Genomic DNA, 14,060 nt, shown 5'->3' on the forward strand with positions numbered 1-14,060 from the left:
TTTCACGATGCGGTCGAAAATTATCGACGTCATCCGTAGCCCCAGTGCCATCTGGGTTCGAGGAATATCATGAGTACCGACACAAGCAATTTTGACGCCGAACTAGCCGGCACCCCACCGCTCAACCAGAGCGAAGCCGCCCGCAACAGGCTGGTGATCGCCCTGTTGCTGGTTTCCACTTTCGTGGTGTTTCTCAACGAAACCATCATGAGCGTGGCGATTCCGCATCTGATGACCGATCTGGGGATCACGGCCGGCGTAGCTCAGTGGCTGACCACGGCATTCCTGCTGACCATGGCCGTAGTGATTCCGATCACCGGCTTCCTGCTGCAGCGCATGAACACGCGGCCGATCTTCATTCTGGCCATGTCCATCTTCACCGCCGGCACGCTGATCTGCGCCGTGGCACCGGGCATTGAGCTGCTGATTTTTGGTCGTGTCGTGCAGGCGGTCGGCACCGCCATCATGATGCCGCTGCTGATGACCACGGTAATGTCGCTGGTGCCCCCGGACGCCCGTGGCAAGACCATGGGCAATATCTCCATTGTCATGTCGGTGGCGCCGGCCGTTGGCCCGACCATTGGCGGCTTCATCCTGGCCCATATGGACTGGCGCTGGATGTTCATCCTGGTGTTGCCGATTGCCGTCGGGGCGCTGGTGCTGGGCTATCGCAAGATCCAGAATGTCTCCACCCCGCGTTATACGCCGCTGGATGTGGTCTCGGTGATCCTGTCGGCACTGGCCTTTGGCGGCTTGATCTATGGGCTGTCGAGCTTCGGCGAGGCGGTCGGCCATGTCGGCGACGCGCCGCTGATCCCGGTCTGGGCGCCGCTCGTCGTTGGTGTGGTGGCAATGGTGGCCTTCATCGCCCGCCAGCTGATGCTGCAGCGCGACGACAAGGCGCTGCTTGATTTGCGCACCTTCAAGTCTGCCAATTATCGCGTCTCCATCGGCATGATGTTCGTCGCCATGATGGCGTTGCTGGGCACCATTATCCTGCTGCCGATCTATACGCAGAAGGTGCTCGGCCTCGACACGCTGGAGACCGGCCTGCTGATGCTGCCCGGTGGCTTGATCATGGGCGTTATGGGTCCGGTGGTCGGTCGTCTCTATGACCGGGTCGGTCCCACGGTGCTGGCGGTGCCCGGCGCGATGATCGTCTCGGCGGTGATGTGGGCGCTGACCCTGGTGGGTCAGGATACCCCGACCTGGGCCGTGATGGCCGGTCATATCGCCATGAGCATTGGCCTGGCGCTGCTGTTCACGCCGATCTTCACCGCCTCGATGAGCTCGGTGCCCAAGGACCTCTATTCCCACGCCAGCGCCACGCTGGGTTCGGTCCAGCAACTGGCCGGCGCGGCAGGCATTGCCCTGTTCGTGGCGGTAATGACCATCCAGACGGCGGCGCTGGCTGCCGGCGGACTGGACGAAGTCGCGGCCCTGGCCGGTGGTATTCGCTCGGCGTTTTTCGTCGGGGCGATCATCTCGCTCTTCGCGGTGGTAGCGGCGTTCATGATCCGCAAGCCCGAAGGCGGCTCGGCGATGAGCCACGGGCACTAAGCCGTGGTGATATGAATCGAAAACGGCGCTCCGTGAGGGGCGCCGTTTTTGTTCTGGGGATAGGGGGTGGACTCAGCGCTCGGCGAGGCGCGGCATCAGCTCGACGAAATTGCAGGGCTTGTGCCGGTAATCGAGCTGGTGGCTGAGAATGCCCTCCCAGGCGTCGCGGCAGGCGCCGCGCGAGCCGGGCAGGCAAAAGACGAATGTCGTGCCGATCAGCCCGGCCGTAGCGCGCGACTGAAGTGAGCTGGTGCCCACCGTGGTCGCCGAATATTGGTGGAACAGCACGGAGAAGCCCTCCATGCGCTTGTCGAACAGCGGCTCGACCGCCTCCGGCGTCACGTCGCGGCCGGAAAAGCCGGTACCGCCGGTGGTGAGGACGACATCCACGGTGGGGTCGGCGACAAAGCCCTGCACCGCCTGGCGGATGAGCTGGATATCGTCGCGGATCACCAGGCGCTCGGCGCAATGATGGCCATCGGCTTCGAGCAGCGATTTGAGCAGTGCGCCGCCGGTATCGGTTTCCAGCGTCCGCGAGTCGGACACCGCGATCACCGCGATGGATAGGGGCTTGAAAGCCCGGTCTTCAAACCGTGCGGTCTTGAACATCGCCTCGATCCTCATTCTGCGTCGACAGCTCTTCGGGCACCGGCGCTTCGGCCTCGCCCAACTCGAACTCATCACTATCAGTCCGTGGGTCGAGCACAATCGATTCGGGGGTCGCCTGCCGGTCATCGCCCATCGGCTGGAACGGTGTGCGGTGGGCGGCGTCGCGGCTCTTGCGGAGGCGCATGCGCAGGAAGGCGGTGATCGCCAGCAGAGCGTGGAAGGTGGCGGTGACCACGAACAGCCCAACCGGCGACCAGACTTCCATGATCATCGAGGCCACGGTCGGACCGATGGCCAGCCCGATGCCCAGAGTCAGCAGCATGCCGCCGGCGATCTTGGCGAAATCGCCATCCTTGGCGAAGTCGTTGGCATGGGCGACCGCCACTGCATAGATCGGATTGGCCGAGAAGCCGTAGAGGGCAAACAGCACATACATCATCCAGCCGGCAGTCGGATTGATCAGCACGGTCAGCGCGCCCACGACGGCGGCCGAACCGGCCAGCCCGATCAGCACCAGCCTGCGGTCGATATGGTCGGATAGCCGCCCGAACGGAATTTGTGCCACCGCACCCAGAATGGCGGCGACGGCGAACAGCAGCGCAATGCCGCTTGCGTCGAGCCCTTGCTTATAGCCATAGACCGGCGCCAAAGTGCCGAAGGCGCCGTTGGCCATGCCCACCGAAAAGGCGGCGATGGCAGCGACTGGCGAGGTTTTATACAGCAGGCCGAGATCGAGCTTGGCCGACGACAGCGGGCGCGGCTGCGGGCTCGAGGTCATCGCGGTGGGCAGCACCGCACAGATAAAGCTGATGGCGCCGATGACGAAGGGCAGATAACCGGCGACGCCGGTGATCGAGAGCGCGATCTGCCCCATGGTGGAGGCGGCCATGTTGATGGTGGTGTAGATCGAAAAGATCGTGCCGCGGCTCTTGTTCTCGGCCACTTCGTTGAGCCAGCTCTCGACGATCATCGCCGCGCCGGCAAAGCAGAAGCCCGATAGCGCCCGCAGCAATATCCAGCTGATATCGTTGATCAGCAGCAAATTGAGCAGGATGGTGATGGTGCCGATGGCGGCCATCACCGAGAAGGCGCGGATATGGCCGGCCTTGCGCACCACCAGCGGCACGGTGAGCGAACCCGCGACGAACCCCACCGACCAGCCGGTGCCGATCAGGCCCAGCGACAGCAGCGAAAACCCTTCCTCGGCACCACGGACCGACAGCAGCAGGCCCTGCAAGCCGCCGCCAAACATCAACAGCGCGGAACCCAGAAACAGGGCATAAATCTTGATTACGGAGGCCATGACGCTTTCGGCAATTGAGGGGCGGAAGAACGTTGCAAATCACGCAAGGGTGACCATAGCCCAGGGTTCCGGGATTGGAACGGCGGAAATGCGGCGGGATGGGAATTTAGGGCTGGGGGCACAGTATGGATTCGCCCCAACCACAATGTCACCCCGGCCTTGAGCCGGGGCCCATCTCGAGATCACGCCGCTCAAATCATCTCAGGATGGGTCCCGGCTCAAGGCCGGGATGACATCGAGTGTTTTGCACCATTCGGCGTCCGGACTAACCCAGCCCCAGCGCGTCGATCTTCAGCTTGAGGCTGAGCAGGTCTTCCCAGGCTTGCTGCTTGGCGGCAGGGGTGCGCAGCAGATAGGCGGGGTGCAGCGTCGGGATGGCGTCGACCTGATGGGTGCCGATGCTGATATTGGACCATTTGCCGCGCATCTTGATGATGCCGCTGGTGGTGGAAAATATCGTCTGCATGGCCGAGCCACCCAGCGTCATCACCAGCCTGGGCGCCACCAGCTCCACCTGCCGATAGAGAAAGGGCAGGCACAGCGTCATTTCTTCCGGCGTTGGGGCGCGATTGCCGGGCGGACGCCACGGCACGGTATTGGCGATATAGACACTGCTGCGGTCGAGCCCGATGGCGGCCAGCATGCGGTCGAGCAATTGCCCGGAGCGGCCGACAAACGGCTTGCCCTGGCGGTCCTCTTCGGCGCCCGGGGCCTCGCCGATCAGCATGATCTTGGCTTCTGGATTGCCATCGGCAAACACCAGCTGCGTCGCCCGCAGCTTGAGACCACAGCCATCATAGCTGTCGAGCAGGGCGCGCAATTCGTCGAGCGTCTGCGCCGAGGCGGCAAGGCTGCGCGCTTCGGTGGGGTCGCCACCCAGCGGAGCCGGTTCGGCGGCGCGGGGCGCCGGCTGTTGCGCTGTCGCCATTGCGGCGGCTGGTGGCGCGACACGCTGCGGCGGGCGCTGGGCGAAGCGATCCACGGGATCTTCGCCCACGGCGATATCCACGCCGGCGGCTCGATACCAATCGAGCACGGCGAGCATTTCGTCGTGATTTAGCGGTCGCGTCTGATCCATGTTGTCTGTTATGTCACAGCCCGTTTCGCGCGGCCAGTCGTGCCGCTGGAGGATGGGCAATCACGCTATGTGGCGCGCCCTTGCGGCGCAGTCCCAAAACGGACAATCTTTGCGCCGAGAACGGGCCTTGATAGGCCAAGGGAGTATTCAGCCTCGTGACATCGCTTCTGAACCGTTTCCTGCGCCCGGCCTGTGTTGCCTTGCTGCTCTCGGCATCGGCCCTCCAGGCGGGACAAGCGGCCCAGCCTGTGCGGACCGCGCAATCCGATCCTTTCGCCAGCTTCGGCCTGATGCCGCTGTTCCGCACCAGCGTCACCGGCGCCTATATGGCCGGCCAGCAGGCGCTGCAGGATCTGCGCACCGACGAAGCCGCGCGCTATTTTTCGCAGGCCGCGCAGGGCGATTGGGACAATCCGGTGCTGGTCGAGCGCGCCTTCATCGCCTATGCGGCGGACGGGCAGATCGGCCAGGCCGCCTCGACCGCCAAGCATTTGCTCGAACTCGATCCCAATAGTGAGCTGGCCGAACTGATCATCGCCACCGAAGCGCTCAAGGAGCGGCGCTATGGCGCGGCCGAACGGTTGCTGGGCGCGATCGGACAGGACAGTTTCACCGGAATCACCGCCGGCATTTTGCGGGCCTGGGCGCTGGTGGGCGAGAATCGCAAGGCTGAAGCCGATGCGGCGCTGGACCAATTGGGCGCCACTGGCCTCGAAGATTTTCTGGTGTTCCACCGGGCGTTGATGGCGGAAGCCTCTGGCGACACCGATACCGCCATAGAGCTAGCCGGGCGGGCCTTTGACACCGAGCCCTATGTCGCCCGAATCGTCGAGGTCTATGCCCGTATACTGGCCAATGCCGGGCGCTTCGATGAAGCGCTGGATGTCATTGCCGAATTCGAGAACCAGGGTCTGAGCCACCCGGTCGTCACCATCGTCAAAAAGCAGGTTGAAGCCCGCCAGCGGCCGGGGATTTTTGCCTCCAATGTGCAGGTCGGCGCCGCCGAAATGTTCCACGGAATCGGGGTGGCGCTGTCACGCGATGGCAGCCTCGACCTGTCGCTGGTGTTCCTGCGCATGGGGCTTTATCTCGATCCGTCGGCCGACGTGATCGCGCTGGCGCTGGGGCAGTTGCTCGACAGCGCCAACCAGCACAATGCCGCCAACACCATCTATGAAGCCGTGCCGGCGACATCGCCAATGAAGCCGACGGCGGTGGTGCGGGTAGCACAAAATCTTGACGTTACCGGCGACCGCGCCGAGGCGCTGCGCCGCCTCAACAATATCGTGACCAGCCGTCCCGACGACCTCGACGCCATCGCGGTGCTGGGCGATCTGCTGCGCTATGACGAGCAATACGTCAAATCCGCCGAGGCCTATAGCAAGGCGCTTGAGCTGACCGGCGGCGACAGCCCCACCGATTGGCGCTTCTATTATGTGCGCGGCATTGCCTATGAGCGGGCCAAGGAATGGCCCAAGGCCGAGACGGATTTCCTCAAGGCGCTGGAGCTCAATCCCGATCAGCCCGCCGTGCTCAACTATCTCGGCTATAGCTGGATCGACCAGGACATGCATCTCGAGCAAGCGCTCGAAATGATCGAGAAGGCCGTCGCGGCCCAGCCGCAGGATGGCTATGTCGTCGATTCGCTGGGCTGGGCTTTCTACAAGCTCGGTCGCCTCGATGAGGCCGTGAAGACGCTCGAACAGGCGGTGCTGCTGCGCCCCAATGATGCGGAAATCAACGACCATCTGGGCGATGCCTATTGGCGCGCCGGCCGCCGGCTGGAAGCCAAGTTCCAGTGGAATGTGGCGTCGTCGGTGGATGAGGAAGGCAATGTCAAGGAACGCGTAGCGTCCAAGCTGGTGGACGGGCTGACCGACGCCAACGCCACCGAATAGCTTGATGGTCGAACCGCAGGTCCAATTCGCACCAGCCAAGGTCAATCTTGCACTGCATGTGACCGGCCGGCGCGCCGACTTCTATCACGAGCTGGACAGCCTGGTGGTGTTTGCCGATGTGGCCGATGAGCTGACGGCGCGCCCGGCCGAGGCGGATACGCTCAGCATCAGCGGCCCCTTTGCCAAGGGGCTGGGGGGCGGTGAGGCCAATCTGGTGACGCGTGCCGTGGCGGCATTCCGCGCCCGCTGGCCCGATGCTGTCGCCACGGGGCTGGCCCTGCACCTCACCAAGAACCTGCCGGTCGCGGCCGGCATTGGCGGCGGCTCGGCCGACGCCGCGGCGGCGCTGCGCCTGCTGGCGGGGCTATCCAGCCAGGCGATCGACTTCACCGCTCTGACCGAGCTGGCGGCGACGCTGGGCGCCGATGTGCCGGCCTGCCTCGTCTCGACGCCGTTGCTGATGGGTGGGATCGGCGAAAAGCTGACAGTGCTGCCGGATTTTCCCACCTGTCATATCGTGCTGGTCAATCCCATGGTGCCGCTGGCCACCGCGGATGTGTTCCGCAAGCTGGTGAGCCATGACAATGACAAGCTGCCCGAACTCCCCGCGCCACTGACGCGGCCGGCGCAATTGGCGCTGTGGCTGGCCGAGACCCGCAATGATTTGCAAGCGCCGGCCGTCCAGCTGGTGCCGGTGATTGGGGAGATCATCATGCAATTGGCGGCAACGCAGGGCTGCATGCTGGCGCGCATGTCGGGCTCGGGCGCCACGGTGTTCGGCCTGTTCGGCTCGTCGGGGCAAGCCCATCAGGCGGCGCAGGTCATGCGCGCCGCCAATCCCGACCATTGGGTGGCGGCAGCGCCGCTGATTCTGCCTTAGAAAGCGCGCGCTACGCTGAATTCGACCACATCGCTCAGCAGCGAGCGAATATCGGATTCGGGCAGGATCTCCAGCGCCTGCTGGGCGGCGCGGGCATGGGCCTGAGCCAGATCCAGTGTGCGGGCCAGCACCTTATGGCGCTCAAGGATAGCGACGACTGAGGCGACCTGTTCCGCAGTCGCGTCGGCATCGCCCAGCGCGGTGGTGATGATGGCGCGTTCGGCATCGCTGCCTTCGGCCAAAGCCAGAATCACCGGCAGGGTCATCTTGCCTTCGCGCAGATCGTCGCCGGTATTCTTGCCCAGCGTGCCATCTTGCCCGCCATAATCGAGCACGTCATCGACCAGCTGGAAGGCATTGCCAAGTTCGAGCCCAAAACGGGCCAGTGCCGCGCGGCCGGCCGGATCGGCGCCGCCCGACATGGCGCCCACTTCGCAGGCGGCCTGAAACAGCACGGCGGTCTTGGCGCGGATCACTTCGGCATAGTCGGCGGCGGTGGTGGTCAGATCGCCGGTCTTGGCGAGCTGGAACACTTCGCCCTCGGCCATCACGGCAGAGGCGGATGACAGCACGCCCAGCGCCCCAATATCGCCAGTTTCCACCATCATCATGAAGGCTTGGCCGAGCAGGAAGTCACCGACCAGAATCGAGGCCTTGTTGCCCCACACCATGCGGGCCGCGGGCTTGCCGCGCCGCATGTCGCTCTCATCGACCACGTCGTCGTGGAGCAAAGTGGCGTTGTGCATGAATTCCACGGCGGCCGCGAAATTGATGGCGCTGCCCTGGCCCTTGCCGAACAACTGGGCCGCGGCGACCGTCAGCATCGGGCGCAGGCGCTTGCCGCCGCTCTCGATGAGGTAACGGGCCAGCTCGGGCACCATTTCGACATGGGAATCGGCGCGGCTGAGAATCAATGCATTGACCTCGGCCATGTCGGCGGCCGTCGCCACGAGCAAACGCTCGACCGGATTGATCTCCGGCGCTTCTCTCACTTGCGTCAGAACTGACACTGTTTTTCCGTCCTCGTTCGCCGCTATCGGCAAATCTGGTTGAGCCTGCTGCATGTGCGCAATAAGGTCGCGCAAAACCGGCCTTTAAGGGTGCGATGTCCCTAGACCAGCCTACTGCCTTTGTAAAACACCAAACCATAACGCGCGACGCCTTTTTAGGTGGCAGGCTCACTCTGTCGCAACCCAAGCACGGCTTTCGCGCCGGACTGGACAGCGTGTTGCTCGGTGCGGCGGTGGCCGAAAATCGCCGAACGCTGCTCGATCTGGGCTGTGGGGTGGGCACGGCCGCCTTCGTTGCGCTGACCCATCATGCCGGCCTCAGCGCCACGCTGGCCGAGCAGAATGCCGAGATGGCGGCGCTGGCAGCGGCCAATGCGGCCGACAATGGCCTAGCCGACCGCGCACGAATTGTGGTGGCGGATGTGACCGGCAAGGGCGCCGAGCGCCATGCGGCCGGGCTGGTCGACAATGGTTTTGACAGCGTCATCGCCAATCCGCCCTTCTTTGCCGATGGCACGCTGGCCGCCGATGCCGGCCGGGCCGGCGCGCGGCACATGGACGCGGCCATGCTCGATCTGTGGATCAAGACCGCCGCCGGCACCGCTGCCGCTGGTGGTGAGGTGATCTTCGTCTATCCCGCCACCAGCCTCGCCCCGCTGCTGGCTGGGTTCACCCAGCGTTTCGGGGCGGTGACGGTGCTGCCGCTGAGCCCGCGTCCCGATGAGGCGGCGAGCCGCGTGCTGCTGCGCGGCATCAAGGGCTCGCGCGCGCCGCTGACCCTGCTGGCCAGCCGGGCCCTCCATGAGCGGGAAGGGCGGGCCTTCGCCCCCGAGTTCGACGCGATCTTTCGCGGCAGCGCCCGGCTTGTCTGGTAATCAGGGCGGGTAGGCCCTAAATCTGGCAGCCAAGCAAGAAGGACCCAGCATGGCCGAACTGACCACGCCGACCAGGAACTGGCTGCGCCGCCTCACCGGCCGCGGCAAGACCGTCATCCCGGTGGTGCGCCTGCATGGCGTCATCGCCGCCGAACAGCGGCAGGGCCGGCTCAATATCGCCACGGTTGGTCCGCTGCTCAAACGTGCCTTTGCCATCAAATCGGCGCCGGCGGTGGCGATCATCGTCAATTCGCCAGGTGGCTCCCCGGTGCAGAGCCGGCTGATTTCCAAGCGCATCCGCGATCTGGCCAACGAGCACGGCAAGCCGGTGCTGGTGTTTGTCGAGGATGCGGCGGCGTCGGGCGGCTATTTCATCGCCGTGGCCGGCGACGAAATCATTGTCGATCCCAGCTCCATCGTCGGCTCGATCGGGGTGATCATGGCCGGCTTCGGCTTTGTCGGCACGCTGGAAAAGCTCGGCATCGACCGGCGCGTCTATACCGCCGGCAGCAATAAATCGACGCTCGACCCGTTCCTGCCGGAGAAGGACAGCGATATCGAGCGCATCAAGCAGTTTGAGACCGACATCCATCAGGTGTTCATCGATCATGTGAAGGCTCATCGCGGCGCGCGTCTCAAAGCGGCCGATGAGGTGTTGTTCACCGGCGAGTGGTGGACCGGGTTGCGCGGCGTGGAGCTGGGATTGGTGGACGCTATCGGCGACCTGCACGAAACGCTGACCAGCCGCTATGGCGCCGACGTGGTGCTCAAGGTGATCGAGCCGAAGCGGAGCTGGTTCGGCCTGCCGCGCATCGGCTTTTCGCTGGCGGGGCTGAGTGGCGAGCTGGCGGCGACGGTCGAGGACCGGGCTCTTTGGGCGAGGTTTGGGCTATGACCGGCATGCTGCTGCGCGTTCTGATTTTTGCCATCATCGGCCTCGTCATCTGGCTCGGCCTGCGCAAGATCTGGCGCGACTGGACCGGCCAGTTTAAGGCCGATGACGAAGAGGCCCGCCGCCTGCGCCGCGAACGCGACCAGCGCGAACGGGCCCAGCCCGGCATCATCGACCTCAAGCGCGACGAAGATGGGACCTTCCGCCCCGGCGACGACGACAAACCACGTTGACCGCTGGGGACGGCCAAACTAGAGGTTGTCCCGCATGTTAGGGACTGCCAAATGACCAATCGCCCGCCACATATGGACCCCAAGAACTCGTTCCAGGGTCTGATCCTGACGCTCCAGGAATTCTGGGCGGCGCAGGGTTGCGTGATCCTGCAGCCCTATGACATGCCGATGGGCGCCGGTACGTCCCACACCGCCACAGTGTTGCGCGCCCTCGGCCCCAAGCCGTGGAAGGCCGCCTATGCGCAGCCCTCGCGCCGTCCCAAGGATGGCCGCTATGGTGAAAACCCCAACCGGCTGCAACATTATTACCAGTTTCAGGTGATCCTGAAGCCGTCGCCGGACAATATCCAGGACCTCTATCTGCAGTCGCTCTATGCCATCGGCATCGATCCGGCGCTGCATGATCTGCGCTTCGTCGAGGACGACTGGGAAAACCCGACTCTGGGTGCCTGGGGCCTGGGCTGGGAAGTGTGGTGCGACGGCATGGAAGTCAGCCAGTTCACCTATTTCCAGCAGGTTGCCGGCTTTGAATGCAATCCCGTCGCTGGCGAGCTGACCTATGGGCTCGAGCGCCTGGCCTGCTATCTGCAGAATGTCGACTCCATCATGGAGCTGAATTTCAACGGCGGCAGCGGCGACGACAAGGTCACCTATGCCGACGTGTTCCTGCAGAATGAGCAGGAATCCAGCCGTTACAATTTCGAAGCCGCCGACACTGACATGCTGTTCCGCCATTTCGCCGACGCCGAGCATGAATGCCGCGCCGTGCTCGCCAAGGGCGCGACAGCCAACCGCCAGAACATGGCGATCCCGGCTTATGAGCAGGTGCTCAAGGCCGCGCATAATTTCAACCTGCTCGACGCCCGCGGCGTCATCTCGGTGACCGAGCGGCAGAGCTATATCCTGCGCATCCGCGAACTGGCCCGCAGCTGCGGCGAAGCCTGGCTGCAGACTGCCGGCGGCGGCGCGGAATAGGGTTTTCGCGACTCTCCGCGCCAGGCTGAGACGCTTCCCCACCCCCGATGTCACCCCGGCCTTGAGCCGGGGCCCATCCTGAGATCTCGAGATGGATCCCGGCTCAAGGCCGGGATGACACCGAGTTTTGGGCATGGCCGGCCTTCCCATTGCGCCACGGCCACCACAATGCCAGTGTCGGCCCTCTTCTCGGTGCGCTTTAGGGAGTCACGCACATGATCGGTTGGATCATCCTTGGCCTGGTCGTCGTGGCCGCCATCTATGCCGTCAGCATCTATAATGGGCTGGTGAAGAACCGGCAGATGGTCGAAGAGGGCTGGTCGGGCATCGATGTGCAGCTCAAGCGCCGTACCGATCTCATTCCCAATCTGCTGGAAACGGTGAAGGGCTATATGGGCCACGAGCGCGAGACGCTCGAAGCGGTGACCAATGCCCGCGCCGCCGCCACCAGCGCTGCCAATGGCACCCCCGAACAGCGCGCCGCGGCCGAAGGCCAGCTCTCGTCGGCGCTGGGTCGGCTGATCGCCACCGCCGAGGCCTATCCCGACCTCAAGGCCAACACCACCTTCCTCGAATTCCAGGCCGCCTTGCAGACGGTGGAAGACGAAATCCAGATGGCCCGTCGCTACTACAATGGCGCCGTGCGCAATCTGAATGTGATGGTCGAATCGGTGCCGTCTAATTTTATCGCCGGCCCGTTCGGCTTCCAAAAGGCGCAATATTTCGAGCTGGAGAACGAGGCGGACCGCGCGGTCCCCAGCGTCAAGTTCTGAGCCGACAATGCGCCTGCTGCTTCGCTTTGCTGTCCTTGCGCTGCTGGCGCTGACCCTGGCGCTGCCGGCGGTGGCGCGCGAGGAAATCTCCGGCTTCATCGCCGATGTCAATTTGCGCACTGATGGTTCGGTTTCGGTAGCCGAGACCATCGAGGTGAACGCCGAGGGCATCGAAATCCGGCGCGGCATTTATCGCGATATTCCCACGGTGCAGCTGTCGCCCTCAGGCCAGAAAATCCGTGCTGACCTGTCGGTGCAGTCCGTTACCCGCGATGGGGCGCCCGAGCCGTTCCGCACCGAGCGCATGGGCAATTTCATCCGCCTCTGGATCGGCGACAGCAGCCAGCTGATCGGGCGCGGCCAGCATCGCTATGTGGTGAGCTACACCATGGACCGCATGGCGCGCAGCTTTGCCGACCATGACGAACTCTATTGGAACGCCACCGGCAATTACTGGATTTTCCCGATTGTCCGCTCCGTCGCGCGGGTGACGCTGCCCGAGGGCGCGGTGATTTCCGATCTGGTCGGCTATACCGGCCCGGCTGGCTCGACAGAGCAGGCGGTGACCGTCACCCGCAATTCCGACAATAGCGCCAGTTTTCGCACCGACCGGGTGCTGGGGGCCGGCGAAGGCATGAGCTTTGCCATCAAGTTCCAGAAGGGCATTCTGGTCGCGCCCGAGGGCATGGATGCGTTGCTGGCCTGGCTTTCGGATATGCGCGAAACCCTGCTGCCGATTTTGGGCGTGGTGCTGGTGCTGGGCTATAATGTGACGGCGTGGAGCCGGGTCGGGCGCGATCCGCCCAAGGGCACCATCATTCCGCTGTTCCATCCGCCGAAGGATTTTTCGCCGGCGCTGACCCATTATGTGCATCACTGGGGCTTTCAGGGCTGGACGGCTTTTACCGCCACTTTGTTTGACCTAGGCGTCAAGGGACTGGCCAAGATCGACAATCCCAAAAGCGGGCTGTCGGTCTCGGTGACCGGCAAGTCGCCGACCGAGACATTGCCGGCCGGCGAACAGACTTTGCTCGATTATCTGCGCTTCAAGGGCACTGTGACGGTCGATAAGACGAATGGCGTCGAACTGGCCAAGCAACGCACCGCACTGGTGACGGCGATTGAAAGCGAGAACCGCCGCGTCTGGTTCAACCATAATTTTGGTTTCGCCGCGCTCGGCTTCCTGATCGCCATCGGCGCGCTGGTGGCCATGGTGTGGTTCGAGGCGCTGGAGCCGGAATGGCTGGTGGTGGGCGTCGTCGCCGGCATCGTGCTCGGCGTGGTCGGCACGGTGGGCAATGCGCTGTGGAAGGGCAGCGGCTTTGGCCGCTTCTTCCTCATCCTCTGGGTCGGCATTATCGGCTTCAATCTGATCGGGGGCGGGCTGGAAATCTTCACCCAGGTGAGCATCAATTCGGCCGCTATTGCCGCCGGCTCAATCGTGCTGATCACCGTGGTGTTTGCCGTGCTGATGCGCGCGCCGACCATCCAGGGCCGCAAGGTGATGGACCAGATCGACGGCTTCAAACTGTATCTGGAAACCGCCGAGAAAGAGCGGCTGAACATTGTCGGCGAGCCGCCGATGACGATCAATCGCTTCGAGCGCATCCTACCCTATGCCATTGCGCTGGGCGTGGAAAAGCCGTGGTCGGCGCACTTCGATGCCGAGCTGGCGCGCAATGCGGTCAGCGATGTGACGCCGGGCATGGTCTATCGGCCACTGTGGTATTCGGGCAGTTCGTCCTTCTCGCCGGGCAAGATTTCCAATGCCGTCAGCGCCGCCTCGGCCGGCATGACCGCCGCCATGGTCGCGGCCCAGCCGGTGCAGGCCAGTTCGTCGGGTTTTTCCGGCGGTGGCGGCGGCGGTGGTTCCTCAGGTGGCGGCGGCGGTGGCGGTGGTGGGGGCGGCTGGTAACGCCGGCTGCCACATTGGAAATGGACATCGCCTACGCCCCAAGCTAATCAGACCACGCC

At 64.1% G+C, this 14,060-nt stretch carries 13 protein-coding genes; 9 read left to right on the forward strand and 4 right to left on the reverse strand.

All coding sequences use genetic code 11. The annotated features are described in order from the left end of the window. Positions 1-69 precede the first annotated feature (69 nt). Positions 70-1,560: an MDR family MFS transporter gene (locus ACX3OW_RS15405; RefSeq protein WP_459096673.1), complete on the forward strand. Its 1,491-nt coding sequence runs from the start codon at positions 70-72 to the stop codon at positions 1,558-1,560. A 72-nt stretch (positions 1,561-1,632) separates the two neighbouring features. Here ACX3OW_RS15405 and moaB read toward each other — a convergent pair whose 3' ends face one another. The 3 genes from moaB to ACX3OW_RS15420 all read right to left on the reverse strand — a co-directional run bounded on the left by moaB (position 1,633) and on the right by ACX3OW_RS15420 (position 4,550). Then, positions 1,633-2,169, reverse strand: coding sequence for a molybdenum cofactor biosynthesis protein B (gene moaB / locus ACX3OW_RS15410; RefSeq protein WP_459096674.1), 537 nt, complete (start codon positions 2,167-2,169; stop codon positions 1,633-1,635). Next, entirely contained in the window at positions 2,147-3,472 is a 1,326-nt protein-coding gene (locus ACX3OW_RS15415; protein WP_459096675.1) for an MFS transporter, read from the reverse strand. Before ACX3OW_RS15415 ends, moaB begins: the two co-directional genes overlap by 23 nt. A gap of 265 nt (positions 3,473-3,737) precedes the next feature. Beyond that, positions 3,738-4,550, reverse strand: coding sequence for a uracil-DNA glycosylase (locus ACX3OW_RS15420; RefSeq protein ID WP_459096676.1), 813 nt, complete (start codon positions 4,548-4,550; stop codon positions 3,738-3,740). Between the two features lie 155 nt (positions 4,551-4,705). Here ACX3OW_RS15420 and ACX3OW_RS15425 point away from each other — a divergent pair, with 155 nt between their 5' ends. Then, positions 4,706-6,448, forward strand: coding sequence for a tetratricopeptide repeat protein (locus ACX3OW_RS15425; protein WP_459096677.1), 1,743 nt, complete (start codon positions 4,706-4,708; stop codon positions 6,446-6,448). 4 nt (positions 6,449-6,452) lie between these two features. Next, the gene (locus ACX3OW_RS15430) at positions 6,453-7,328 is read left to right on the forward strand and encodes a 4-(cytidine 5'-diphospho)-2-C-methyl-D-erythritol kinase (RefSeq protein ID WP_459096678.1); all 876 of its coding nucleotides are present in this window, start codon (positions 6,453-6,455) and stop codon (positions 7,326-7,328) included. On the opposite strand, the gene ACX3OW_RS15435 is transcribed toward ACX3OW_RS15430, so the two are convergent. Then, positions 7,325-8,392, reverse strand: coding sequence for a polyprenyl synthetase family protein (locus ACX3OW_RS15435; protein ID WP_459096739.1), 1,068 nt, complete (start codon positions 8,390-8,392; stop codon positions 7,325-7,327). The genes ACX3OW_RS15430 and ACX3OW_RS15435 overlap by 4 nt on opposite strands. A gap of 161 nt (positions 8,393-8,553) precedes the next feature. Here ACX3OW_RS15435 and ACX3OW_RS15440 point away from each other — a divergent pair, with 161 nt between their 5' ends. The 6 genes from ACX3OW_RS15440 to ACX3OW_RS15465 all read left to right on the forward strand — a co-directional run bounded on the left by ACX3OW_RS15440 (position 8,554) and on the right by ACX3OW_RS15465 (position 14,001). After that, positions 8,554-9,213 carry a methyltransferase gene (locus ACX3OW_RS15440; RefSeq protein ID WP_459096679.1) on the forward strand — a complete coding sequence of 220 codons (660 nt, stop codon included), beginning with the start codon at positions 8,554-8,556 and terminating at the stop codon, positions 9,211-9,213. A gap of 49 nt (positions 9,214-9,262) precedes the next feature. Next, positions 9,263-10,108 carry a S49 family peptidase gene (locus ACX3OW_RS15445; RefSeq protein WP_459096680.1) on the forward strand — a complete coding sequence of 282 codons (846 nt, stop codon included), beginning with the start codon at positions 9,263-9,265 and terminating at the stop codon, positions 10,106-10,108. Then, positions 10,105-10,338 (forward strand): hypothetical protein, encoded by a 234-nt coding sequence (locus tag ACX3OW_RS15450; RefSeq protein ID WP_459096681.1) that lies wholly within the window; start codon positions 10,105-10,107, stop codon positions 10,336-10,338. Before ACX3OW_RS15445 ends, ACX3OW_RS15450 begins: the two co-directional genes overlap by 4 nt. Positions 10,339-10,389: 51 nt before the next feature. Continuing rightward, positions 10,390-11,313: a glycine--tRNA ligase subunit alpha gene (locus ACX3OW_RS15455; RefSeq protein WP_459096682.1), complete on the forward strand. Its 924-nt coding sequence runs from the start codon at positions 10,390-10,392 to the stop codon at positions 11,311-11,313. A gap of 215 nt (positions 11,314-11,528) precedes the next feature. Then, positions 11,529-12,086 carry a LemA family protein gene (locus tag ACX3OW_RS15460; RefSeq protein WP_459096683.1) on the forward strand — a complete coding sequence of 186 codons (558 nt, stop codon included), beginning with the start codon at positions 11,529-11,531 and terminating at the stop codon, positions 12,084-12,086. Positions 12,087-12,093: 7 nt separating this feature from the next. After that, entirely contained in the window at positions 12,094-14,001 is a 1,908-nt protein-coding gene (locus tag ACX3OW_RS15465) for a DUF2207 domain-containing protein (protein WP_459096684.1), read from the forward strand. Positions 14,002-14,060: the final 59 nt, after the last annotated feature.

The organism is Devosia sp. A449, from assembly GCF_054489375.1.

Coding starts and splice junctions, on each gene's coding strand:
- ACX3OW_RS15405 (WP_459096673.1), top strand. CDS start 70: ATGAGTACCGACACAAGCAATTTTGACGCCGAACTAGCCGGCACCCCA.
- moaB (WP_459096674.1), bottom strand. CDS start 2,169: ATGTTCAAGACCGCACGGTTTGAAGACCGGGCTTTCAAGCCCCTATCC.
- ACX3OW_RS15415 (WP_459096675.1), bottom strand. CDS start 3,472: ATGGCCTCCGTAATCAAGATTTATGCCCTGTTTCTGGGTTCCGCGCTG.
- ACX3OW_RS15420 (WP_459096676.1), bottom strand. CDS start 4,550: ATGGATCAGACGCGACCGCTAAATCACGACGAAATGCTCGCCGTGCTC.
- ACX3OW_RS15430 (WP_459096678.1), top strand. CDS start 6,453: ATGGTCGAACCGCAGGTCCAATTCGCACCAGCCAAGGTCAATCTTGCA.
- ACX3OW_RS15435 (WP_459096739.1), bottom strand. CDS start 8,392: ATGCAGCAGGCTCAACCAGATTTGCCGATAGCGGCGAACGAGGACGGA.
- ACX3OW_RS15445 (WP_459096680.1), top strand. CDS start 9,263: ATGGCCGAACTGACCACGCCGACCAGGAACTGGCTGCGCCGCCTCACC.
- ACX3OW_RS15450 (WP_459096681.1), top strand. CDS start 10,105: ATGACCGGCATGCTGCTGCGCGTTCTGATTTTTGCCATCATCGGCCTC.
- ACX3OW_RS15455 (WP_459096682.1), top strand. CDS start 10,390: ATGACCAATCGCCCGCCACATATGGACCCCAAGAACTCGTTCCAGGGT.
- ACX3OW_RS15460 (WP_459096683.1), top strand. CDS start 11,529: ATGATCGGTTGGATCATCCTTGGCCTGGTCGTCGTGGCCGCCATCTAT.
- ACX3OW_RS15465 (WP_459096684.1), top strand. CDS start 12,094: ATGCGCCTGCTGCTTCGCTTTGCTGTCCTTGCGCTGCTGGCGCTGACC.